18 protein-coding genes and 1 pseudogene are annotated in these 23331 nt (G+C 67.7%); 1 reads left to right on the forward strand and 18 read right to left on the reverse strand.

From position 1 onward, the window contains the following. Positions 1–16: 16 nt before the first annotated feature. The 17 genes and pseudogenes from NVV57_00945 to rpsB all read right to left on the reverse strand — a co-directional run bounded on the left by NVV57_00945 (position 17) and on the right by rpsB (position 21654). Positions 17–1687, reverse strand: a complete 1671-nt coding sequence (locus tag NVV57_00945; protein ID MCR6711325.1) for a LuxR C-terminal-related transcriptional regulator — start codon at positions 1685–1687, stop codon at positions 17–19. A gap of 28 nt (positions 1688–1715) precedes the next feature. Next, positions 1716–3476 carry a proline--tRNA ligase gene (locus NVV57_00950; protein ID MCR6711326.1) on the reverse strand — a complete coding sequence of 587 codons (1761 nt, stop codon included), beginning with the start codon at positions 3474–3476 and terminating at the stop codon, positions 1716–1718. 18 nt (positions 3477–3494) lie between these two features. Continuing rightward, positions 3495–6284 carry a glycosyltransferase family 2 protein gene (locus NVV57_00955; protein MCR6711327.1) on the reverse strand — a complete coding sequence of 930 codons (2790 nt, stop codon included), beginning with the start codon at positions 6282–6284 and terminating at the stop codon, positions 3495–3497. A 216-nt stretch (positions 6285–6500) separates the two neighbouring features. Then, positions 6501–8414, reverse strand: coding sequence for a carboxypeptidase-like regulatory domain-containing protein (locus NVV57_00960; protein ID MCR6711328.1), 1914 nt, complete (start codon positions 8412–8414; stop codon positions 6501–6503). Further along, positions 8401–9504, reverse strand: coding sequence for a hypothetical protein (locus NVV57_00965; protein ID MCR6711329.1), 1104 nt, complete (start codon positions 9502–9504; stop codon positions 8401–8403). The genes NVV57_00960 and NVV57_00965 overlap by 14 nt, the downstream gene beginning before the upstream one ends. Then, on the reverse strand, positions 9459–10712 hold the full coding sequence (locus NVV57_00970; GenBank protein MCR6711330.1) for a carboxypeptidase-like regulatory domain-containing protein: 1254 nt from the start codon (positions 10710–10712) through the stop codon (positions 9459–9461). Before NVV57_00970 ends, NVV57_00965 begins: the two co-directional genes overlap by 46 nt. Before the next feature lie 202 nt (positions 10713–10914). Beyond that, positions 10915–11835, reverse strand: a complete 921-nt coding sequence (locus NVV57_00975; GenBank protein ID MCR6711331.1) for a GNAT family N-acetyltransferase — start codon at positions 11833–11835, stop codon at positions 10915–10917. Beyond that, positions 11832–12965: a flavodoxin-dependent (E)-4-hydroxy-3-methylbut-2-enyl-diphosphate synthase gene (gene ispG / locus NVV57_00980; protein MCR6711332.1), complete on the reverse strand. Its 1134-nt coding sequence runs from the start codon at positions 12963–12965 to the stop codon at positions 11832–11834. Before ispG ends, NVV57_00975 begins: the two co-directional genes overlap by 4 nt. A 222-nt stretch (positions 12966–13187) precedes the next feature. After that, positions 13188–14465: a site-2 protease family protein gene (locus NVV57_00985; protein MCR6711333.1), complete on the reverse strand. Its 1278-nt coding sequence runs from the start codon at positions 14463–14465 to the stop codon at positions 13188–13190. Between the two features lie 4 nt (positions 14466–14469). Then, entirely contained in the window at positions 14470–15621 is a 1152-nt protein-coding gene (gene dxr, locus NVV57_00990) for a 1-deoxy-D-xylulose-5-phosphate reductoisomerase (GenBank protein MCR6711334.1), read from the reverse strand. Beyond that, positions 15618–16181 (reverse strand): DivIVA domain-containing protein, encoded by a 564-nt coding sequence (locus NVV57_00995; GenBank protein ID MCR6711335.1) that lies wholly within the window; start codon positions 16179–16181, stop codon positions 15618–15620. The genes dxr and NVV57_00995 overlap by 4 nt, the downstream gene beginning before the upstream one ends. Next, complete coding sequence (rlmN, locus tag NVV57_01000; protein ID MCR6711336.1) at positions 16178–17377, reverse strand: 23S rRNA (adenine(2503)-C(2))-methyltransferase RlmN; 1200 nt, start codon at positions 17375–17377, stop codon at positions 16178–16180. Before rlmN ends, NVV57_00995 begins: the two co-directional genes overlap by 4 nt. Further along, entirely contained in the window at positions 17374–18288 is a 915-nt protein-coding gene (locus tag NVV57_01005) for a phosphatidate cytidylyltransferase (GenBank protein MCR6711337.1), read from the reverse strand. Before NVV57_01005 ends, rlmN begins: the two co-directional genes overlap by 4 nt. A 28-nt stretch (positions 18289–18316) precedes the next feature. Next, on the reverse strand, positions 18317–18874 hold the full coding sequence (frr, locus tag NVV57_01010; protein ID MCR6711338.1) for a ribosome recycling factor: 558 nt from the start codon (positions 18872–18874) through the stop codon (positions 18317–18319). A 10-nt stretch (positions 18875–18884) separates the two neighbouring features. Continuing rightward, on the reverse strand, positions 18885–19616 hold the full coding sequence (pyrH, locus tag NVV57_01015) for a UMP kinase (protein MCR6711339.1): 732 nt from the start codon (positions 19614–19616) through the stop codon (positions 18885–18887). Between the two features lie 51 nt (positions 19617–19667). Further along, the gene (tsf, locus tag NVV57_01020) at positions 19668–20507 is read right to left on the reverse strand and encodes a translation elongation factor Ts (protein ID MCR6711340.1); all 840 of its coding nucleotides are present in this window, start codon (positions 20505–20507) and stop codon (positions 19668–19670) included. Between the two features lie 272 nt (positions 20508–20779). Continuing rightward, a pseudogene (rpsB, locus tag NVV57_01025) lies at positions 20780–21654 on the reverse strand (30S ribosomal protein S2). Between the two features lie 329 nt (positions 21655–21983). Between rpsB and NVV57_01030 the strand changes: the two are divergent. Continuing rightward, positions 21984–22496, forward strand: coding sequence for a M23 family metallopeptidase (locus NVV57_01030; protein MCR6711341.1), 513 nt, complete (start codon positions 21984–21986; stop codon positions 22494–22496). Positions 22497–22500: 4 nt separating this feature from the next. Here the strand turns inward: NVV57_01030 and NVV57_01035 are convergent, their stop codons facing one another. Beyond that, entirely contained in the window at positions 22501–23328 is an 828-nt protein-coding gene (locus NVV57_01035; protein ID MCR6711342.1) for a FliA/WhiG family RNA polymerase sigma factor, read from the reverse strand. Positions 23329–23331: the final 3 nt, after the last annotated feature.

Below are 23331 nucleotides of genomic sequence, written 5' to 3' on the forward strand. Positions count from 1 at the left end.
AGTGAAAGTGCTTAACTCACTGCGTCTGCGTGTCCGCGACCATTCGCGCGATTCCGGTGCGGGTGCTCACGCCCCAGCGTTCGAAGATCATCGCCACGTGCTTCTCCACGGTCTTCACCGAGATCCCAAGCGCGGCGGCGATCTCCGCGTTGGACTGGCCCTCATGCACCAGCTGGGCAACGGCGCGCTGGCGCTCGGTGAGCTGGGCGACGTCCGCGAGCGGCTGGGAGTGGGCGCGTTCAAGTGCGGGGCCGAATGCCGCTGGCAGCGAGGCCCGCGTGGACACCCCCATCGCGCGCAGCGCTCTGCGCAGATGCGCATTCACCGTCCGCTCGGAAAGGAACAGGGACTGCGCGATGTGGCGCGACGTGAACCCCTCCGCCGCGAGCGCCGCCACCTCCAGCTCACGTGGCGACAGCGCGGCGATGCCCGCTCCGGGCCGCGGATCGAGCCTGCGGCCAAGGCGCCTCAGCTCCCCCACTGCGCGCTCCCTGAGGACAAGGGTTCCTGCGGCCTCGGACTCGTGAGCGAGGTGCTGCAGGCTCGGGATCGCGACCCCCGTCTGGCCTTGCGCGATCATGGCCCGTGCCCTCGCGAGATCGGCCGCGCTCGCCTCAAGGAAGCGCCCTGCGGCGCGCGCACCGTCCCCTGCCTGCGCCGCCCGATCCGCGGAATCGGCCGCGTTGCCCATGGCGAGGGCGAGCCGCGCGTCGATCCGCTCCACGGCGAGCGATGCCGCCGGATTCGCGTGGAGCTCGCGTGCCCTGCGAGCCCACAGTTCCGCGGCACGCAGGTCCCGATCCTCAATCGCGGCCGCAACGAGCACGTCGAACCCCAGTGCCCTGTCCACGAGCTGGCTCAGATGCAGGTCGGGCCCGCCACCGCCCGCGAGCACCAGCGGCCTCGCCTCGGCAAACCGGTCCAGGCCCGCGAGCGCATAGCCGGCCACCGTGAGTGCTCCGCCGTCTGGCCACCTGCGTGGGGTGTCGACGAGCGCGCGGACCGCCTCAACATGGATTTCGGCAACGTCCACCTGGTTCTGGTAGGCGGCGATGAGCGCGAGGAACGCCCGGGTCAGCGCCTCGGCCTCGTCGAGAGGATTCTGGGCAAGCTCGGCGAGCGCGCCCTCGCAGCGCTCGCGCGCGAGCACCATGTCATTCGCGAAAAGCGCCACGCGCACGCCTTGCATCGACGCGAAGGTCGCCTGCGCATGTCGCGGAGGCTCCTGTCCGTCTCGCAGCTCCAGCGCCTGGCTCGCGGAGGCGATCTGGCCGTTCGCAAAGCATGCCTCCACGAGCAGCGCGGCGCTGAGCCAGCGAAGCTCTTGCGGGAGGTCGAAGATCGCGCGGCTTCCATCCAAGGCATCGGCAAGCGCGGCGGGCTCCGTGGCGGCGAAGTCGGGCTCGTTGGCTAGACCAAGGGCTTGGGTCGTCGCGGCGAGAAACCGCACCCCGGCGGAAGCCTCGCGAGCAAGCACTACGGATCGCCTGCTGCTGACGAGGGCCTCGGCGAAACGCGCGTCGACGTAGTCGGCGAAGGCAGTCGCCGCGACGAGCGCGGCCCTCGCGTCGGCGCTTATGCCCGGGTCTGCGAGGGCGGACGCGGCGCGCTCGCGCGCGGCGTCGGTCTCCCCGGTGAAGGCGAGCGCAAGGACGACGGTCGCCCTCCCTGTGTCCTCAGCGGCCACCTCTGAACCCCATCACCGTGGCGCCCGCTCACGCCAACGCGTCGGCGACCTGTGCCGCGACGGTGGCCACAGCGTCGGCCAGCGGCAGGTCCTCGCTGGTGCCGGCTGCGCGCGTCTTGAGTTCCACCTCGCCGGTCTCGAGCCCGCGGCCAACGACAAGGATGAAGGGCGCCCCAATCAGCTCTGCATCCTTGAACTTCACGCCCGGCGAGACTTTGGGGCGGTCGTCGTAGCAGACCTCGATGCCCGCGGCCTCAAGCCCGTCCGCGAGTTTGGCGGCCTCCTCGAAGACAGCGTCCTCGCGACCGGTCGCAACGATGTGCACCTGGTAGGGCGCCACCTGAATGGGCCACTTGAGACCGAGCTCATCGTTGTTGTTCTCGGCGAGCAGAGCCACCGCTCTGGTCACGCCGACTCCGTATGAGCCCATCGTGACCGTGACCTGCTTGCCGTTCTCGTCGAGCACCTGCAGTCCGAGAGCCTCGGCATACTTGCGGCCGAGCTGGAAGATGTGGCCGATCTCGACTCCGCGGGCGAGGTGCAGCGGACCGGAGCCGTCGGGGGCGGGGTCGCCCTCGCGCACGGTCGCGGCCTCGATGGTGCCGTTGGCGGTGAAGTCGCGGCCCGCGGTGAGTTCGAAGACGTGCTTGCCGGGCTGGTCCGCACCCGTGATCCAGCGCGTACCAGGGACGACGCGGGGGTCGAGAAGATAGCGGATGCCGTCCTCGCCCGCCTGGGGTCCCAGCGCCCCCGGGCCGATGTAGCCCTTGACGAGCTCCGGGTGCGCCTTGAAGTCGTCCTCGGTCGCCGCCTCCACCTGGTTCGGCGACAGGGCAGCCTCGAGGCGCGTCATGTCAGCATCGCGGTCGCCGGGAAGGCCCACTACGAGCAGGCTCCGCTCCCCCGTGGGGCTCGTCACGGCGAGCACGACGTTCTTAAGGGTGTCTGCCGCCGTCCACTCGCGATCGGGGCGCGGGAAGCGCTCGTTCGCCACGGCAACCAGCGTGTCGATCGTTGGCGTGTCTGGAGTGTCCTCGATGTGTGCGGCAGGAGCGTCGGCCCAATCGATGCTCGGCGGCACCGGAGTCGTGACCGCCTCGACGTTCGCCGCGTAGCCGCCGGGAGAGCGCACGTAGGTGTCCTCGCCGATGGGCGTGGGGCTGAGGAACTCCTCGGACTTGGAGCCGCCCATGGCGCCCGACATCGCGGAGACGATGACGTAGTCGAGGCCTAGGCGATCGAAGATGCGAATGTATGCGGCGCGCTGAGCGGCGTAGGAGGCGTCGAGCCCCTCGTCGCTGACGTCGAAGGAGTACGCGTCCTTCATGATGAACTCGCGGCCGCGCAGCAGGCCCGCGCGGGGGCGTGCCTCGTCGCGGTACTTGGTCTGGATCTGGTAGATCGTGAGCGGCAGGTCCTTGTATGACGAGTACAGGTCCTTCACGAGCAGCGTGAAGACCTCCTCATGCGTGGGGGCGAGGAGGTAGTCGCCGCCCTTGCGGTCCTGGAGGCGGAAGATGTTGGGTCCGTAGTCGCTCCAGCGGCCCGACGCTTCATACGGCTCCTTCGGCAGAAGGGCCGGGAAGTGCACCTCCTGGGCGCCGGCGGCGTCCATCTCCTCGCGGACCACGGCCTCGACCTTGGCGAGCACCTTGAGACCGAGCGGGAGCCACGAGTAGATGCCTGGAGCCGCGCGGCGGATGTAGCCGGCGCGAACCAGCAGCCTGTGCGACGCGACCTCGGCGTCTGCGGGGTCTTCGCGCAGGGTGCGCACGAACAGCGTTGACATGCGGAGCATGGGGTCAGCCTAGTTGGGCTGTGAGACCGAGTCGCTCACGCTCGCTGGCGTGAGTTCGAGCGCCCGGAGAAGCGTCGAGGGCGCCATGCGCTCCGAGATCACGTGGTCTGCACGAGAGACGAGGTTCTGGCGGCGTTCAGGGTCGTTCACCAGTTTGCTCACCGCAGAGCGCGCCCGCGCGTTCGAGTCTGCCCGCTCGTAGGCGCCCGGCAGAAGGATGTCGCCGACGCGGTCGGCGACCACGGGCACCCCGGCCATCGCGGCGTCAACAATCGCGCGTGCGCGCAAGTGACTGCGCTTGACAGTGGTGTGCACCTCGAAGACAAGCGATCGGTTGAGGATCGTGGCGCGAGCGGCAGGCTTGGACACCCAGGTTGACCAGCTCACGGCCGCTCGGGACGCACGCACGCCCGGAACCCATGCGATGGCGCGACCCAAGACACGGCGCCAGCCAGGATGGGCCGGCACCAGGAATACCCCGTGCGCGTCCGCTATCGCCACGAAGTCGGCGTCTGCGTGTGGCCTCGTGTACGCGCCAGTTGCGAGCCGCGCTGGTGCGTCAACCGAGCTGAGCGCCTCCGCGACGTGGGGATCGTGCGCGCCGGACTTCAGGAGCGAGCGCGCGCGGGCTCCGCGCGGCGCGATGCGGAAGTCCACGCCGAAGCGCGCGGTGAGGCGAGCCAGTCCGCCCGCTACGTCGGCGTAGGGCATCGCCTCAATCGGGGGGCTGGACGCCACCCCGGAATCCACTCCCACAAGCGCCCTCGCGGCCGTGATGGTCGGGAGCTCGTCGGTCATGAACGCGGCGATGCGGATGTCGTTGACCCACAGCAGATCGGTCTTCACCTCTTCGCCGATGGTGACGAAGCGCACCCGCTCACCATCGATCACATCCCACACCGACGAGCGCATGTCCTTGAGTACAAAGTTTGGGAACCGCGGCTGGTTGATGACGCCGACGCGCAGCCCGGAGGCCGCGAGCGTCGCGAGTTCGGCGTCCGCGAGGTCAGCCCTGTCGCCGTTGCAGGAGAGGTCGGCGATCAGGATCACATCGAACTCATCGTGCGGAGCCTCGCCGTGCAGCGCGGGGTCCATCAGGCGCGGGATCACGAATCGACGCTCACTCACCGGAAGTGCGGCGCCGGGCGTGCCGTCGAAGGCCGCCGATCTGCGGTATCGATCCGCGGCCTCGTGGTACAGGGCGCGAACGCCGACGACGTGTCGCACATAGCGCACGGCCCGCGGCCCGTCCGTTGTCAGATTGCCCTCGCCCACGTAGGCGAGCACGAGCGGCACCCACCGCGCCTGCGGCACAACGAAGTCGCGGCCGCACTCGATGCGGCAGCGCTCGATGAACTCCGAGTCGGCGCCAATGCGCGACTCATGCCAGCCGCCGAGCATCCGAGCAAACTCAACCGTGACCATGAGCGACGCGGTGCTGTTAGTGGCCGGCCCGCGCGCCACGATCGAACCCGACGCGCGGATGTGATCGACGATCGCGCCGTGGCGTCCCCCATTCGCGCGCATGCCCTCGACGAGAGTGGCGATCTGCCACGGGTGGGCCCAGTCATCGGCGTCGCGCACCATGAAGTACTCGCCCGTGGCCTCCTTGAGGGCGCGGTTGCGCGACACGTAGGCTCCGGAGTTCGTCTCGTTCGTGAACAGACGCACGCGCGGATCCTTCTCGATCCAGCGCTCCACGCGTTCGCGGGTGCCATCGGTGCTGCAGTCGTCGACGACGATCACGTCGAGTGGCCGGTAGGTCTGCTCCAAGAGCGTCTCAAGCACAAAGTCGATCGAGTCTTCGGAGTTGAAGCACGGCACCGCCACCGTGACCACCGGGCCTTCGGTGATGAAGTCCGCCTCCGTGACCACGCCCATGAGGTTGTCGATCCGCACGGGCTTGGTCGGATCGCGCAGCACCACTGGCGGGAAGCCGCCACGCCGGTAAATGTCGTTGAGGATGCGCAGCCGCTCCTCACCGGACAGCGCCTCCCCGGGCGCCGCAAGCCGCTGCACCTCGACGCGCGGAACGAAGCCTTCGTCAATCTCAAGGCGCTTCACCACCGCCAACGCGCCGGCGTCGTCTCCTGCTCGCGCAAACATGGAGACCACGCGCGCTCCGGCTCGGTCGCGCAGGTACACGAGCGACTTGTCCAGGTCGTACGCCCTTCGTGCCTGCACGTCGCCCTCATCGAAGCGACCAAGCTGGTCAAAGATGAACGCGCGGTGGATCAGCGCACGCACGCGACGCCGCTTCGACTCAGCGGTCTCTCGACCATTCGGCCCCTTGTCGGGCGCCGCGGTGGCCATCGCTTCCAGATGGTCGAGGGCGGGCGTGACGAATCCCCTTCGCGCTGCCTGCTCGAAGTCCTGGGGCGAGGAGAGGCCTATCCGTGCCTTGCGCTTCTTGGCGCGCGCGTTGGCCGCGCCGGTCTTGGTGGACCGCTTGTAGAGCTTGCGGAGACCCGCGGATTCCCTCGCGAGCCTGGCCACGAGGAGGCTGACTCCACCGATCAAGATCATGACGGCAGCGGCAACGAGCGGCAACCAACTCCGAGCGACGAGCGTGATTACAGCGCCCCATGCGGCGATCAGTGCAGCGGAGCGCACGCCGTTCTCCCACATCGCCTGAGCGAGTTCGCCAGGCCCCCGCGCGCCCTTGGCCGTCGCCCAGACGGCTACGAGCACGAAGCAGGCGAACAACGACAGCAGCGCCGCGAGCTGGACGCCAACGGGCTCATCCCCAGCGACGAGGAACCACAGCGCAGTGCCGAATACGGCCAGCGCGAGGAACACGATCACACCTGCGCGAGCGCGCCTCGTCAACGTCACCAACTACCTCCGGATTCACCCCGCCCGGCGGCAACGCGCTCGAGCAACGACTACTCATAGTACGCGAATGCCGCACACAGCCCCGTGTCCACATCCGATCCGCGACGTGGACGGGGCGCTGCGAATACCGGGCCACCGTTCCGGCTCGGCGCACGGATAACGTGAGAGAGCGTCGGCCGGCTATCCGAACCGCCACCACCACTCGTAGAGGCTCGCGGCCCCGTACTTGCGCTTGACGAGCGACTTCGCGCCGAACGAGGTTGAGCTCGACTTGGAGACGATGTGGTACTTGTTCGCCCAGGTGACTGCCTTGTACGCGCTGTCAGAGGACTTGATGTCCTTGTACGGATTCTTGCTGGGCAGCGTCACCTTGGGGCTCCCGGCCACGCGGTAGAGGATCAGCGCCTCGGTCTTCTTATCGAGGCCAGCGCCCGGCTTGAAGGCGGTCGACGTCCAGACCTTCGTTGACCTGAGCCACAGCACGGCCTTATAGCCGGCGTCGGTTGTCTTGACGTCGGAGAACGGCGACCGGGAGGGGATTGCCACCGCTGGCGAGCCGGCCATCTTGTACAGGTACATGGCGAGGTCGCGGCGAGTCATGGTCGACTCTGGCCTAAACGTGTTGGCCGAGGGGCGGTAGATGTTCTGGTCGCCGAGCCACTCGATAGCCTCGATGTTCACGGTCTTGTGGCTGACGTCTTTGTAGAACCACACGGGCAAATACGGCGCCTGGTTCACAGTCGTCCGATAGAACAGTGCGTTCGTGAGCGAGGTCGTGTTTCCGTAGTACAGCTTGGCGCCCTTGAAAGCCTTGAGCTGGGCACGCGTGTGGACGTCGCCGTTGGTAAAGAGGATCGCGTACACCTGGTCAGGGGCCAGCCGAGTGAGGTCGAACCGCCCCCCGCGCGCACCGCAATCGGCGCTCTGGACCCCGCCCTTTGGCGTTATGGCGAGCGCGCAGATGGTGGAGCTCTTCCAGCTCGAGGGAACGTTGAAGCGACCTGAGATGGCACCGGCGGTGTCGTACTCCGTGTTCCAGTTCAGGCCCGTCAGATCCCAGCCGGAAGCGGTCGGCATGGACACTATGGCGGGCGAAATGGCGCCTGAGGCCCGATACGGCGTCTCGTAGGTAGTGCCGTTCGCGATCACCGTCAACTTGTATCGCCCCTGTGGGACGTTGTTGAAGCCAAATGTGGCGGAATAGCTATCGCCTCCGAGCGAGTACCAGTCGACCAGCGAGCCGTCGAGAGCGCGCAGAAAGACGGTGAACACTCCGCCGTTGAACTCACTGACCTCACCGCTGATCGTGCCTCCGCGTCCAAGGGTGGCGTCAATCGTGGTTGTCGAACCCGAGTGAAGGTGCACAGCCGTCGCCTTCGCGAAGGAGGAGCTTTCGCCGGTCCACTCATTCGCGGCCCCATCAAAGCCCCGGAAGTGCAGGTACACGACACCACCGGGGGCGTCGTCGATCGTGTAAACGCCGTTGGAGTCGACACACGCCGTGGACACGGTGTAGCCAGAGGTGTCGACGACATCTACGCAACCGCCGACCGCGGGCTCTCCGGAGTAGTCGACAGTGCCAGTGACCACCGCGGCGGCGCTCAACTCCATGTTGAACGTCGTAGTCGCGCCGGCCGCGACGGAGACTTGCCGCGTCTGGCCGAATCCCGTTCCTCCACTCCACGCGGATCCAAGGCCTTCAAATCCCGTGAACTGCAGCTCGTAGGAACCCGGCGTCAAGCTATTGAAGACGAACGGATCGCCGTCCGCGGGGCAGTTCATGTCGACAAACAGTCCCGCGACGGTGAAGACGCTCACGCATCCTCCGGATGACAACGCTCCTCCGGGTCCCGAGACGAAGCCCTGGATGGTTCCGGCGGCCGCGAGTACCGCATTGACGGTCGTGTCCTCGTAGTCCATCCGAACCCATTCGCCCTCGCCGCCGGTGATCTTGTTGGGATACCACTCGGTGGCTACACCGGGACCCTCGGCGTAGAACTCGATCTTGTAGAGGCCCGACGGCGCTGGCACGGCGTACGTGGAGTCGCCAGGCAGCGCGCAGTCGGTGGCGGAGAATCCGTCAAAGTTGGTCACGGTTGCGCACACGGTCGACGACGAGAATCCGGCTGGGCGCTTTATGGTGCCAGTGAACTTCCCCCCAAGGCGAGGCAGCGCCCTGGCGCACCACTGTGTCGCCGCCGAAGAGGTCTCCCGCACGGATGTTGAGGTCGTGCGCCGCATGGAGCCCAGTCACGATGATCGACGCGTTGTCCCAATAGTCAATGTCGTCTCCCGAGTGGAGAACAAAGGCCCCGTCCGTCCGATCGCATGCAGAGTCCACTGCCACGGTATCGATGACGAGAGCGGCGCATCCGCCCTCGACCACTTCCGGGTCGCTCGCGGTCGGCGTGACGAGCAACGTGCCACCGAACGCTATGGAAACGGTCACCGCACCACCAGCGGGCACCGCGAACGACGTCGGAGAGTTCTTCGACCCCACACGGTCAGCGTGCGACGGCAGGTTGAGGGAGCATGAGCCGGGCTTATCCGCCGCTCTGACGCAGAGGTTGTATGAGGCACCGGGCACGACAGGCAACACGAATGGATCCCCAACCACGCCACACGAGCTGGGCCCGTAAGCCCACTGGTTGGTCGACTCGGCCGCCTGAATACACACCTCAGCGCCAGCCAGGGTTCCCGGAGCCGCGAGGCTCCCGCTGAGTTCTGCGTACGGCTTCAGCACGAAGTTCGTCGACGTCGTCGCGCCCTCTTGGGAGACCAGCGTGGTCCGGTTCCACGGCCGCTGGTACGAACCGCCGAGGTACGCGTCGGCACTGCCCGCGAAACCGGTCGCCCGCAGCCACCCGTCGGCTATGGGTACCTGCAACACATAGGCACCGCCGGTCACTGGAGCCGATGCCAAGACCGTGCCGTCCTCGGCAACCAGCTCAACACTTCCGCCCGACAGTGGCCCGCCGCCTTCTGCGGTGACCGTTCCCGTGAGTACCTGAGTCGTGGGAAGGGTCGCTGTGAGGTCGAGATGCGCGCCGTCGTTGAGCTTCACCCATGTCGCGGCGGCGATGGTGTTGCCGACCCCGCCGCCATACCACCAATTGGAGAATGTCCCTGATGCGCCACTCACGAGGATGGTGTAGTCGCTTTCTCCGAGGCCTTCGAAGACCACGGTGGCGCCCACGCCGCATCGTGTCTCAACTTGACGGTGCTGCGACAGGCCAACGAAGAGGGTGACGCAAGGGGATCCCACGGATCCTCCCCTTGCTTGCCAAGGTGGAGCGTGATGGTGCCCGTACCATTCGTGTGAGCCTGGTGGGGCCACGTCTGTTGGCTGCCAAACGTGAGCCGCGGATACCCCGTCCAGGTCGTGTCCTCCGCGTTCTGTGCGCCAGTGAGCTGGAACTGGAGCGATCCGTCCTCGACGTCGCTCGGGATGTCAAAAGTGAAGCCACCCGCGTCGGGGTCGCAATCGATGACGTCGAGCGCTATCGCCGAGTCTGTGGCCCGGAGACACCCTCCCTTGAGCGGCTCGCCGGTGTCGACGGTTATGGGAACCGTGATGCGGCCACCCCACTTCATTTCGACCGGCGTGTTTGCGCCGGATGACACCTTCACCGCTGCAGGGTTGAGCGTGTGCGAGTAGTTGAACTCGGCGGCCTCCCCCATGAGCTCGATGGTCCCGGGAACGTCGCGGGTGCAGATCTGGGGTGGCTGCTCCTCGCTGACACACACCACGAACGATTCCGGTGGCACGTCCGCGATGGCGAAAGTGTCGCCCCTGTGTCCGCAATATGAGCCCACGTAGCGCCCAATATTGCGATCGTGTAGCGAGACACAGACGATCTCGCTGGTCAGCGCGGGCGGCGCGTTGAGCACGCCGCTTACGGACCCGGCCGGTGCCATCGTGACGTCCTGTTGCACGGTCGCGTTCGGTGCGGCCGTCACTGACACTGCGATCCCCTGACCCCGTGGCGCCCAGCCGAACCCGGGTACCGGCCCAACGTCGATGAAGTACGCCGCGCTGTCTGGGACGTAGAACTGGTACGCGCCATTGGCCGCGGTCACCGTCGACTGGGCCCCGGGGCTAACCGAGGAGTAGCTCTTGCTGAGCGTGACTGTGGCTCCGGAGATCGCAGCACCGGATGTTGAAAGGACCAAGCCCTTGATCAGCCCGTATCGCTTGATCGTCGCCGTAGTGCTGTAACTCGTCTTCGACGAGAACGTCGGCTTCGAGCTCAAAGTCTGGTCAAAGTGGTTGGCGAAGCCCGAAGTGCTGATCGTGTAGGTCGCCTTGGGAAGTCCCGTGAAGGTGAAGGCGCCGCACTGTTTACCGTGCAGTCCTTTGCCGTCTTCAAACTCGATTTCACGGTGACGCAACCGGTCTTGAGCGCACCCCAGCTGTCCCGGACGTTGACCGTTATCGAAACTGTCGTGGCGGCGTTCGCAGGCACCGCCAGCCCGAAGAGCATTGCGAGCACAGTCGCGACCGCTGCAACGACTCTCGACACGCGCACCCCGGCCCCCTCAGCCACGTCGAGCCCCCTGTGGCTCGTGCGCCAATGTTACCGGAGATCAAGCCTCAGAACATGACTGTGGCGAACATCCCAACACGCTCGAATCCCACCGCATCGTACGCCGCGATAGCAGGGGCGTTGAAGTCGTTCACGTACAGCGACACGGTGGGCGCGAGAGTTGCCTGGGTCGCCTCGATCACCGCGGCAAGTCCCGCCCTCGCAAGGCCACGCCCGCGCAGGGACGGGTGCACCCACACTCCCTGAAGCTGGGCCACTCCCCCAGCGAGCGCGCCAACTTCGCTCTTGAACACCACGGCCCGACGGCCGTCGACAGTCCCGTACTGAAGGAAGGCCCTGCCTCCCCTCACCAGCTGCCGCAGTCGGTCCTCGTAGGCCACCCTGCCGTGCCGCATGGGGTCGTAGCCGACCTCGCCGATGAACATGTGCACGCACGCGGGCAGCAGCTCGTCGTAGTCGTCGAGGGTCGCGCGACGCACGGCGTCGAGATCGAGCCCTTCCCCGTCAACGGCGGCCACGTGCCGCGCGGGTCCCTTGATCGCCATCGAGACCTGTCGCGGGCGCAGTTCGCGCGCCGGACCCCACCACGGCTCGAGGCGACCCCAGAGATCAAGGGTGAGGTCCGCTCGCCCGACCATCGCCGCCGGCCTGGCGAGACGCGAAACCGCCCCGGCCGCAACGTCGGCCCGCTGCCCGTCTTCGGTGAGTTCATCGCTGGACGGAAGCACCGCCGTGAAGTTGGCGCCGTTCCACACCACTCCGGTGAGTTCGCGAGCCAAGCCCGCGCGGCGTCGGACCGCCCACAGCCCCGCGGAAAGGTGACCCGTCCGCAGGGCCGACTCGAGGTGCATCGCAGGCACCACCGAAGCCACCGGATCCGCCGCGCAGATCGCGAGCGCCGCCTCGATCTCACGCCGCTGCAGGGGCGCAACCGTGTGCTGCGCGCGCCTGAGCAGCGAGTCGGTCATCCCGCCTGGACCACCTGCACGCTCGCGCCCTCGACCGGCTCCATGGTCTCGGCGATCTTCATGGCCTCCTCGATGAGGACCTCGACGATGTCCTTCTCGGGGACGGTCTTGATGACCTCGCCCTTGACGAAGATCTGGCCCTTGCCATTGCCGGACGCCACACCGAGGTCGGCCTCGCGCGCCTCGCCCGGTCCGTTGACGACGCAGCCCATCACGGCCACGCGCAGCGGCACCTCCATGCCCTCAAGCCCGGCGGTGACCTTCTCGGCGAGCTCGTAGACGTCCACCTGAGCGCGGCCGCAACTCGGGCAGGACACGATCTCAAGCTTGCGCGGGCGCAGGTTGAGGCTCTGCAGAATCTGGATGCCGACCTTGACTTCCTCGACGGGAGGGGCGGAGAGGGACACGCGAATCGTGTCGCCGATGCCCTTACTCAGCAGCGCGCCGAAGGCGGTCGCGGACTTGATAGTGCCCTGGAAGGCCGGGCCGGCCTCTGTGACGCCGAGGTGCAGCGGCCAGTCGCCGGCCTCGCTCAGCAGCTCGTAGGCGCGCACCATGACCACGGGGTCGTTGTGCTTGACGGAGATCTTGAAGTCGTGGAAGTCGTGCTCCTCGAACAGGCTCGCCTCCCACACCGCGGACTCGACGAGCGCCTCCGGGGTGGCCTTGCCGTACTTCTCGAGCAGGCGGGGGTCCAGCGAGCCGGCGTTCACACCGATGCGGATCGACGTGCTGTGGTCCTTCGCGGCCTGCGCGATCTCCTTGACCTGGTCGTCGAACTTGCGGATGTTGCCAGGGTTGACGCGTACCGCCGCGCAGCCGGCCTCGATTGCCGCGAACACGTACTTGGGCTGGAAGTGGATGTCCGCGATCACGGGGATGTTGGACTTGCGCGCGATCGCGGGGAGTGCGTCGGCGTCATCCTGCGTTGGGCACGCGACGCGCACGATGTCGCAGCCGGCCGCGGTCAGCTCCGCGATCTGCTGCAGCGTGGAGTTGATGTCCTCTGTCTTGGTGGTGCACATCGACTGCACCGAGACGGGCGCGTCGCCACCCACGTACACCGACCCCACCTTGATCTTGCGCGTTGGCCTGCGTGGGGCCAGGACCGGTGCGGGCAAAGCGGGCATCCCCAGAGCGATGGAAGTCACGCTTCAAGTATCTCCCAAGCTGGCGGACCTGGGCGCGCATCGCGCCCCGCCCGTTGCCTGAAATGGGGTCTCAGGTTCACCAAGCGGCGAGTTCGTGAACCTCAGCACCCATTTCAGCGAAAGAGGGCACGCGGCGGCCCGACGCTGCGGCTGGCGCGGTCGGCGCCGCTACGTTTGGCGCCAGCTCAGTTGGGCGCCGGCTCAGCCGACCGTGACGGGAGCGAAGATGTCCGCGAGGATCAGCACGGCACCCATGATGATGAGCACCCCAAACACGCCATATGCCAGGGGCATCATGCGGGCGACGTCCACCGGGCGCGGCCGCGGGAGTCGGCGGAGACGAGCCCATCCGTTCTTGATCCCCTGCCAGAACGCGGAGGCGATGTGTCCACCGTCGAGCGGCACGAGCGGGATCATGTTGAACGCGAAGAGCGCCACGTTGAGCGAGCCGAGCAGCATGAGCATGTCCGCCGCCTTCTCCTTGACGCCGTAGCCCTCGACATCGGCGGCGACGATGTCGCCGGAGATGCGGCCCACGCCCACGATGCCCATCACAGAGGCGCCGGAGCGCTCCTCCTGCCCAATGGTCGCCATGAACGCGTGGTAGATCTGCACGGGAAGCGTCACGATGACCTTGAGCGTGGTCGTCGTGTAGGTCCACGCGAGCTGCGCACCCGCGAGAGGCTCTTGCGGCACCACCTCAGACGTAGGGACGATGCCCAGATAGCCAACGGTGGTGGTGCCGGTTCCGCCGTCGTCCGGTCGGTCGTAGGACGCCGGGGTGACGGGGATCTGGAGCGACTGGCCGTCGCGCTCCACGGTGAGCACGATCTCGTTGCCGGGGTTCGCGGCCACAACAGACGTGAGGTCGTTCCACTCGGTGACGGGCTCGCCGTTGACTCCGGTGATGACGTCGCCCTCCTGGAGCCCCGCCTGCGACGCAGGAGATGTGGCGTCGCCCGCCGCGCACTCAGTCTGTCCCGACGCGGGCACGCACGCCGCGACTTCGGAGATCGCGGTGGTCGCGGTGGGCAGGCCCACGCCTACCAGCACGATCGTGAACATGACGATCGCGAGGACGAGGTTCACCAACGGGCCGCCGAACATGACGATCACCTTGCGCCACCAGGTGAGGTGGTAGAACGCGCGGTAGTCCTCGCCCTCCTGGACCTCATCCACGGAGGCGGAGCGCGCGTCGGCGATGATCTGGCTCAGCTTGCCGCGCACCTTGACGGGCTTGACCGCGTCCTCCGGGGGAATCATGCCCACGAGCTTCACGTAGCCGCCGAGCGGGATCGCCTTGAGCCCGTACTCGGTCTCCTTGCCCTTGCGGGACCACAGGGTGGGCCCGAAGCCGACGAAGTACTCGCTCACGCGGACCCCGAACTTCTTGGCGGGCAGCATGTGCCCCACCTCGTGCAACCCGATCGACACGAGCAGTCCCAGGAAGAAGATCACGACTCCGAGCAGCTGCAGCATTCCCTCACCCTACGTTCGCAATGAGTTCGCGCGCCCGGGCTCGCGCCCAGGCCTCCGCGTCCTCGACGGCCTCAACAGAGGACGCGTCCGCGCCCTCGTACGCCTCCACAACGCGCCGCACCGTGTCCGTGATCCCGAGGAATGACAAATCTCTCACCGCGAACGCCGCCACACACTCCTCGTTGGCGGCGTTGAACACCGCGGGGTGCAGCTCGCTCGCGGCCAGCGCCTCGCGGGCAACGCGAATAGCAGGGAAGACATCCTCGTCCAGGGGTTCGAACGTCCAGGACTGCGGCACCGTCCAGTCCGGCGGGGCCGCAACGTCATCGAGCCGCTCCGGCCAGCTGAGTCCAAGCGCGATGGGCAGCCGCATGTCGGGCGGCGAGGCCTGCGCGATGGTTGAGCCGTCGATGAACTCCACCATCGAGTGGATCACCGACTGCGGATGCACCACCACGTGAATCCGCTCGGCAGGCACATCGAACAGCAGGTGCGCCTCGATCATCTCGAGCGCCTTGTTGACCAGGCTCGCGGAGTTCACGGTCACGACCGGTCCCATGTCCCACGTCGGGTGCTTGAGGGCATCCTCGTACGTGACGCTCTCGAGCTCGGCTCGCGTTCGGCCACGAAAGGCGCCGCCCGACGCTGTCACGACGAGCCTTCTGACCTCACCTTTCGCGCCGCTCCGGAGGGCCTGCGCAAGCGCCGAGTGCTCGGAATCGACCGGCACGATCTGGTCCGGTCTCACCACGGACCGCTTGACCAGGCGACCTCCCGCGACAAGCGACTCCTTATTCGCGAGGGCGAGCGTGGAGCCTGCGGCGAGCGCAGCGAGCGTGGGCCGGAGGCCCACGGAGCCTGTGACCCCGTTGAGTACTACGTCGGCGCCGAGCCCCGCGGCGGCGACAACAGCGTCGGGCCCCGCGAGCACCTCGACGCCGGGAAGCGCATCGCGGACGTGAGAGAAGGCCGCCTCCGACGCCAGGGCGACCAAGCGCGGCCGGAACGCGAGCGCCTGCGCAACCACGGCGTCGGGCTGGGAACCGCCGGCCGCGATCGCGACCACGTCAAAGCGGTCGCGACGGCGCGCGATGACCTCGAGCGCCTGGGTGCCAATGGAGCCCGTGGAGCCCAGAAGGGAGACGGTGCGGGTCATCCCTCGCCGACGCCGAGGAGGATGTCGACGGTCCGGGCGAGGAATGCGTCGACCGTCGCCTCGTCGTAGGCTCGCTTGCCCGTGGCCTGCGCGAACGCCACCATGCGCACCTGCTGCGCGGTGAGCGGCTCCCCGCGGTCGAAGAACGAGGTCACACGGGCGAGCACCTTGTCCACCTCGCGCGCGTCGTAGCCGCGGCTCACGAAGCCGGGGTGAGCGAAGCGCTCTCCCTTGGGTCGGCGCAGCCTGGGGTAGAGAACCTGGGCGCGCTGCGCGAGGTCCTGCATCCACGCGTCCTGGCCGTGCTGGCGAACGAACGTCTCGCGAGTGCGCTTCGCGAACGCGATCTCGAGGCGATCCAGGGCGGAGTCCACGGCGGCCGTCGAGTAGCCGCCGCGCTTGAGGTCGAACGAGGCCCTGCGCACCTCGAGGGGCGACAGCTCCGCTCCGGGCGCCGCGGCACGCTCGTAGGCCTGCCGGGCGCGCGAGAAGAACTCTTCCACCTGACCGCGGTCGTAACCGTGGCGAAGGGCGGAGGTGCGCGGGAACAGCTCGCTCATGTGGTCTCCTTGACGGGGGCCACACCAGTATTCCCGATGCGCGGGCCTTCTCTGCGCAGGCGAGCGGCAGGTCCAACGGGTCGATTCTGCTCCTCGACCGCGAGCTGACCGCACGCTCCGTCGATGTCGGAGCCGCGAGTGTCGCGGATCGTGGTGGGGATGCCGTGCGAGCGCAGCGTCTCGACGAATTCGCGCTCCACGCGGGGGTCCGATGCGGTCCACTTGGAGCCGGGCGTCGGGTTCAGCGGGATGGGGTTGACGTGCACCCAGCCGGCGCCGCGCTCGCTGAGCTTGCGGCCCAAGAGGTCGGCGCGCCACGCGTGGTCGTTGATGTCGCGGATGAGCGCATACTCGATCGAGACGCGGCGGCCCGTTGCCTCGAAGTAGCGGTGGGCGGCGTCGAGCGCCTCGTCCACCTTCCAGCGGGTGTTGATGGGCACCAGCTCGTCGCGGAGCTCGTCGTCAGGGGCGTGGAGGGACAGGGCGAGCGTCACGGGGATCCCCTCCCCCGCGAGTCGGTCGATTCCCGTCACCAGTCCCACCGTGGAGACGGTGACGTGCCTGGCAGACAGGCCAAATCCGTGCGGCGGCGGCGCCACAAGGGTGCGCACGGTCTGCATCACCGCACGGTAGTTGGCGAGCGGCTCCCCCATGCCCATGAACACCACGTTGGACAGCCGCACGGGGTCGCCGCCCAGCTTGCCGTCGCGCGCCTGGCGGGCGGCGAGGCGCACCTGCTCGATGATCTCGGCGGCGCTGAGGTTGCGCGTGAGACCCATCTGGCCCGTGGCGCAGAACGGGCACGCCATGCCGCACCCGGCCTGGCTCGTGACGCACAGCGTGGCGCGCTCCGGATACTTCATGAGCACCGACTCGACCTTGACGCCGTCGTGGAGGTTCCACAGCGTCTTGCGGGTCGCTCCCTTATCGGCCTCGAGGGAGCGCACCTCCGTCATGAGGGTGGGGAACAGCGCCGACGCTGTGGCCTCACGGGAGGCGGCCGGCAGGTCCGTCATGTCCTCGGGGTCCACGGACAGGTGGTCGAAGTAGTGCGTGGCGAGCTGCTTGGCGCGGAAAGCCGGGAGCCCCAAGGCGACCACAGCGTCGGCCCGTGCCGCGTCATCCATGTCCGCGAAGTGGGCGGGCGCCTTCCCCGGCTTTGGCGCCGCCATCGCGAGCAGCGGCCGCTCGGTCATGACGACCCCAGCAGCAGCGCGAACACCACGTACGCGACCGGCGCCGCGACGAGCATCGAGTCGATCCGGTCGAGGATGCCGCCGTGTCCGGGCAGGAACGAGCTCATGTCCTTGACCGAGATGTCGCGCTTGATCGCGGACTCAGCAAGATCCCCGACGACCGCTGCCGCCGCGGCGGCGAGGCCCACGACCGCACCCGTGATCCACGCGCCGTCGAGGATGAAGTACGCGAGCACGGACGCCGCGACCGTGCCGAGCACGAGGCCGCCGACGAAGCCCTCCCACGTCTTGTTGGGGCTGATCCGCGGCGCCATCTTGTGCTTGCCGAAGAGCATGCCCGCGATGAGCGCGCCCGTGTCGTTGCCCGTGACGGCAAAGATCAGGATGTAGACGCGCTCCCAGCCGGTGTGCGACTGCTCCATCAGGATGAAGAACGAGGCGAGGAATGGGATCCACAGCAGGGTGAACATCGAGGCGAGCGAATCGGCGAGCGTGTTCTCGATGCGCTCGTCGACCACGCGCCACGCCACCACCCCCGCGCACGCCACGAGCAGCGCGACGATCAGCCCCTCGGACTTGCCGTACCAGGTGGCGACGCCCATGCCCGCGATCGCGACCACGATGGGCAGCAGGCTCATGCGCCGCCCGGACGCGCGGAGCGCGGAGCGCCACTCCCACACGGCGCCAATGCACACCAGATACAGGCCGATCGTGAACAGCAGCGGGCTCCACCACGCGGCCGCGAGCACGCCGACGAAGATCGACACCCCCACGACGGTCGCCACGAACAGGTTGCGCTTGGGGCCGGGTGCGGGGACGCCGTCGCGTGGGGTGTCGCCGCTCGCCGCGGCAATGCCCGACGCTGGCGTCTGTGTTGCCTCCGCGCCTTTGCGCCTGTTGAGCAGGCTCATCGCGCGCCCTCGGTCAATGCGGCCGCCATCAGACCTCGAGAAGCTCGTTCTCCTTGTGGGCGAGCAGCGCGTCAATGGCGTCGACGTGGCGCTTGGTGAGGGCGTCAAGCTCCTTCTCACCCCTGGAGCCGTCGTCCTCGCCCACTTCGCCGTCCTTCACGGCGGCGTCAATCAAGTCCTTGGCCTTGCGACGCATGTTGCGCACCGTGACGCGGGCCTCCTCGGCCTTGGTCTTGGCGAGCTTCACGTAGTCCCGGCGCCGCTCTTCGGTGAGGATCGGCATGTTGATGCGGATCACGTGGCCGTCGTCCGACGGATTCACGCCAAGGTCCGAGTTGCGCAGTGCCGCCTCGATCTCCTTCTTGGCGCTCTGGTCGTAGGGCGCGATGAGCACGGTGCGGGCCTCCGGCACGCTGATGGAGGCGAGCTGCTGCAGCGGCGTTGGAGCCCCGTAGTAGTCCACGGGGATGTGCGCGAACATCGATGCGGTCGCCTGACCCGTGCGGATCGAGGCGAAGTTGTCCTTCGCCACGCCGAGGGCCCGTTCCATGTTCTCCTCTGCGTCGAGGAGGATCTCGTCAATCACGCGCAGCTCCTTAGGCCGTCACCAGCGTGCCGATTCTCTCACCGAGGAGAGCACGCGTCACATTTCCAGGGGCGTCGAGGCCGAACACGACCATCGGCACCTTGTTGTCCATCGCGAGCGAGAAGGCGGCCTGGTCCATCACCTTGAGGCGCTTGCTGAGCGCGTCACGGTACGTGAGGTGCTCGAGCCGCTCTGCCGTGGGATCGATGTTGGGGTCCGCGGTGTAGACCGCGTCGACGCCGTTCTTTCCCATGAGCACCTCGGCGCACGAGGTCTCGAGGGCGCGCTGGACGCTCACCGTGTCCGTGGAGAAGTACGGCATTCCGGCGCCAGCCGCGAAGATGACCACGCGGCCCTTCTCGAGGTGGCGAATGGCGCGCAGCGGGATGTATGGCTCCGCGACCTGGCCCATCGTGATGGCGGTCTGGACGCGAGTGGCGACGCCGGCCTGCTCAAGGAAGTCCTGGAGGGCCAGCGCATTCATCACCGTGCCCAGCATGCCCATGTAGTCCGCGCGGGAGCGCTGCATCCCACGCTGGCTCAGCTCTTCGCCGCGGAAGAAATTGCCGCCGCCAACGACGATGGCGACCTGAACGCCCGCTTTGACAGCGTCGGCCACCTCGCGCGCGATGCGGGCGACAACGTCGGCGTCGAGGCCGACCGCTCCCCCACCGAACATCTCGCCCGACAGCTTGAGCAGAACGCGACGCGCCGCCGGAGAATCCTGGCTTGTCTCAGTCATTGATCCTCCTGGCGGCGCGCTGCGATCGGTTGGTGTTGGTGCCTTTGGTGCTTAGGCTCCCACACGGAAGCGAGCGAAGGCGGTCACCTCGCCGCCGGTCTCCTCGACGACCTTGCCGACCGTCTTGGAGTTGTCCTTGGCGAACGCCTGCTCCACGAGCACGTTCTCCTTGAACCAGCCGTTGAGTCGGCCCTCGACGATCTTGGGGAGCGCGGCCTCGGGCTTGCCCTCCGCACGCGTGACCTCCTCGGCGACACGACGCTCGTTCTCGACGGCGTCGGCCGGGGCCTCGGCACGCGTCAGGTAGAGCGGCGAGTAGGCAGCGGCGTGCATCGCCACGTCCTTGGCGACGTTGGCCGCCTTGACGTCGGTGCCGATGAGCACACCGACCTGGGCCGGAAGGTCCTTGTTGGTCTTGTGCAGGTACGCGGTCACGACGGGTGCCTCGATGCGGGCCACGCGGCGAAGCACGACCTTCTCGCCGAGCACGCCGGCGGTCTCGTCGAGGTACGCCTGGACGGTCTTGCCGTCGATCGGGGCCGCAAGCGCGGCCTCTGCCGAGTCGGCATTGGCGGCAACTGCGGCGTCGAGCACGGCGTTCGCGAGCGAGATGAACTTGTCGTTCTTCGCCACGAAGTCGGTCTCCGAGTTGAGCTCGAGGAGCGTGCCGACCTGCGCGCCCTCCTCGCCCTCGATCTTGGCCACGACGAGCCCCTCGGAGGCCGAGCGGCCCTCGCGCTTCGCGACGCCCTTGAGGCCCTTCACGCGGAGGATCTCAACGGCCTTCTCCTGGTCGCCATCGGCCTCGTCGAGGGCCTTCTTGACGTCGAGCATGCCGGCACCAGTGCGCTCGCGGAGCGCCTGGATGTCGGCGACGGTGTAGTTCGCCATGTCAGTCCTTACTTGTCGGTGGCCTTGGCGGCCGGCTTCTTGGCTGCCGGCTTCTTCGCGGCGGGCTTCTTCGCGGCGGGCTTCTTGGCGGGGGCCTCGTCGGCAGGTGCCTCTTCGGCCGGAGCCTCGTCGGCGGGGGCCTCATCGGCAACGGCGGCCTTCTTGGCGGCAGGCTTCTTCGCGGCGGGCTTCTTCGCAGGAGCCTCCTCGGCGGGAGCCTCCACCACAGCGTCAGCCTCAGCCACAGCGTCGGCCTCAACCACAGCGTCGGCCTCAGCCACAGCGTCGGCCTCAGCCGCGGCCTCAGCCACGTCGGCGGCAACCTCGGCGGGGGTCTCCACCGCGGTCTCCGTCGCGGCACCGGACTCGACGACCGCGTCGCCGGAGCCAAGCAGCTCCTGCTCCCACTCGGCGAGCGGCTCTTCCTCAACCTCCGCCTCTTCGCCGGACTTGGCGGTGTGGCGCAGGCGGATGCCCTCGGCGACCGCGTCGGCGATCACGCGGGTGAGCAGGCCGACGGAACGGATGGCGTCGTCGTTGCCGGGGATGCCGTACTGGACCTCGTCGGGGTCGCAGTTCGAGTCGAGGATGCCCACGACGGGGATGCCGAGCTTCTTGGCCTCGTCAACGGCGAGGTGCTCCTTGTTGGTGTCGACGACCCACACCACCGAAGGCGTGCGAGCCATGTCGCGGATGCCGGTGAGCGTCTTCGCGAGCTTGTCGTACTCGCGGCGCATCATGAGGAGTTCCTTCTTGGTGCGACCGGAGCCGCCACGTCGTCGAAGTCGACCTCCTCGAGCTCCTTGAGGCGCGCAACGCGCTTGGAGACGGTCTGGAAGTTGGTGAGCATGCCGCCGAGCCAACGCTCGTTCACGTAGGGCATGCCAACGCGAGCGGCCTGCTCGGCGATGGCCTCCTGCGCCTGGCGCTTGGTGCCGACGAACAGCACGCTGCCGCCGTGGGCGACGGTGTCGCGCACGAACTCGTAAGCCTGGTCGATCTTGGTGAGCGACTGCTGAATGTCAATGATGTAGATGCCGTTGCGCTCGGTGAAAATGAAGCGCTTCATCTTGGGGTTCCAACGGCTGGTCTGGTGTCCAAAGTGGACGCCAGAGTCGAGCAGCTGGCGCATGGTCACGACGGCCATGGCGGTTCCTTGTCCGCACGCTTTCGCGCACTGTCTTCTCGCGGGGGCGAGCCCCGCTGATTCGGTTGTCGATGCCGCCGGGAGGCGGAATCCCTGGCACCATCGCGGATCGGCTCCGAGCGGACTCAGACCTCGCCTTTCCGGCGCAACGCGGTGTGGTTGCGAATGGTGCGCGATGTCACCCGGGCATGCCGGATGCGGGATCAATCGTACCGGAACGGCAGGACCCCCGGCTACCCGCGTCCCCAGGCAGCGGCCCGACGCTGCCCCTCCCCAGGCGTCGGGGGTCACCTTCGCGGGTGCTGGGTTGTTGGGCGTTGGCTTCTCCGGTGACCATTTTCGCTTTTCGGGTGCGGGGGTTGCTTGCGCTCGCGGCCGCGAGCTTCCTTGTTGGCGTGGCGCTTGGCTCTCCGGCGTCGGCCGTTGGTCAAGATCCGCTTGACCCGCCCTTACCGCTGCACATAGCCGCGCTGTTCGACAGACCCGAGTCCGAGTGGGGCCCGGGCCATCGGGGGGTAGACCTATGGGCGGATCAGGGCGACGAGGTGGGGGCACCGGGCGACGGTGTGGTCACCTTCGCCGGCGTCATCGCTGGTAGGGGCGTGATTGTGGTGCTTCACCCCTCTGGGCTGCGGTCGACGCTCGAGCCGGTCATGGCGTCGGTCAGGCTCGGCGAGAGCGTGAGCCGTGGCCAGCCGGTGGGCACCCTGGAACTGACGGGAAGCCACTGCGCGCCGCGGGCGTGCCTCCACTGGGGCGTGCGGCGGGGCGACGAGTACCTAGACCCACTCGACGTGCTGCGGGGCTTTGGGCCGATCCGCCTGCTTCCCTTGCGGAAGTGATTCGCTACTCGAAGGCGCCCGTTTTGACGAGGCTCTCGCGCAGCTTCTTGACCGCGGCGGAGTGGATCTGCGAGACGCGCGACTCCGTCACGCCGAGGATCTGGCCGATCTGGGCAAGGGTGAGGTTCTCGTAGTAGTAGAGGCGCAGCACCTCCTGCTCGCGGTCGCGCACCTGCTGGACCGCGCAGGCGAGCAACTCGCGGCGCTCGGTCGCCTCGACCGAGTTCGCGGCGCCGGGAACCGAGAGAGAGATCAGGGTCTCGAGCTGACTCGTCTCCGGGTCAGCGCCGCCGAGAGCGTCGAGTGCCCCAACATGGCTCAGGGCGACCTGCGCGCGCACGGTGCGCACCTCCATCGTCGCCCAACCGAGCTGACGGGCAACGTCCTCGTCCGTCACCTGCCGCATGAGCTCCTGTTCCAGAGCGCGCGTGGCCTGCTCCACGATTCGCGCCTTGGAACGCACCGAGCGGGGCACCCAGTCGGCGGCGCGCAGCTCGTCGATGATGGCGCCCCGAATGCGCGTGGACGCGTAGGTCTCGAACTTGAAGCCGCGCTCCGGCTCAAAGCGCTCCACGGCGTCGATCAGGCCGAACATGCCGTAGGAGACGAGGTCACCGAGCTCAACCGTGTCGGGAAGGCGGCCGATCATCCGCAGCGCCACCTGATTCACGAGCGGCGCGTAGTGCGTGATGAGCGACTCCCGCGCCCGCGCCCTGATGGCGCGGCGGTTGCTGGCGAGGTCCTTCCACAGCTGCGTGAGTTCGTGGGTGGGATCGGCTACGGCGAAGACGTCAATCTCCTGTGTGCGCAGCACGGCATTCAGCTCGGACATGGT

It is taken from the genome of Demequina sp. (genome assembly GCA_024707205.1).
GTDB lineage: Bacteria > Actinomycetota > Actinomycetes > Actinomycetales > Demequinaceae > Demequina.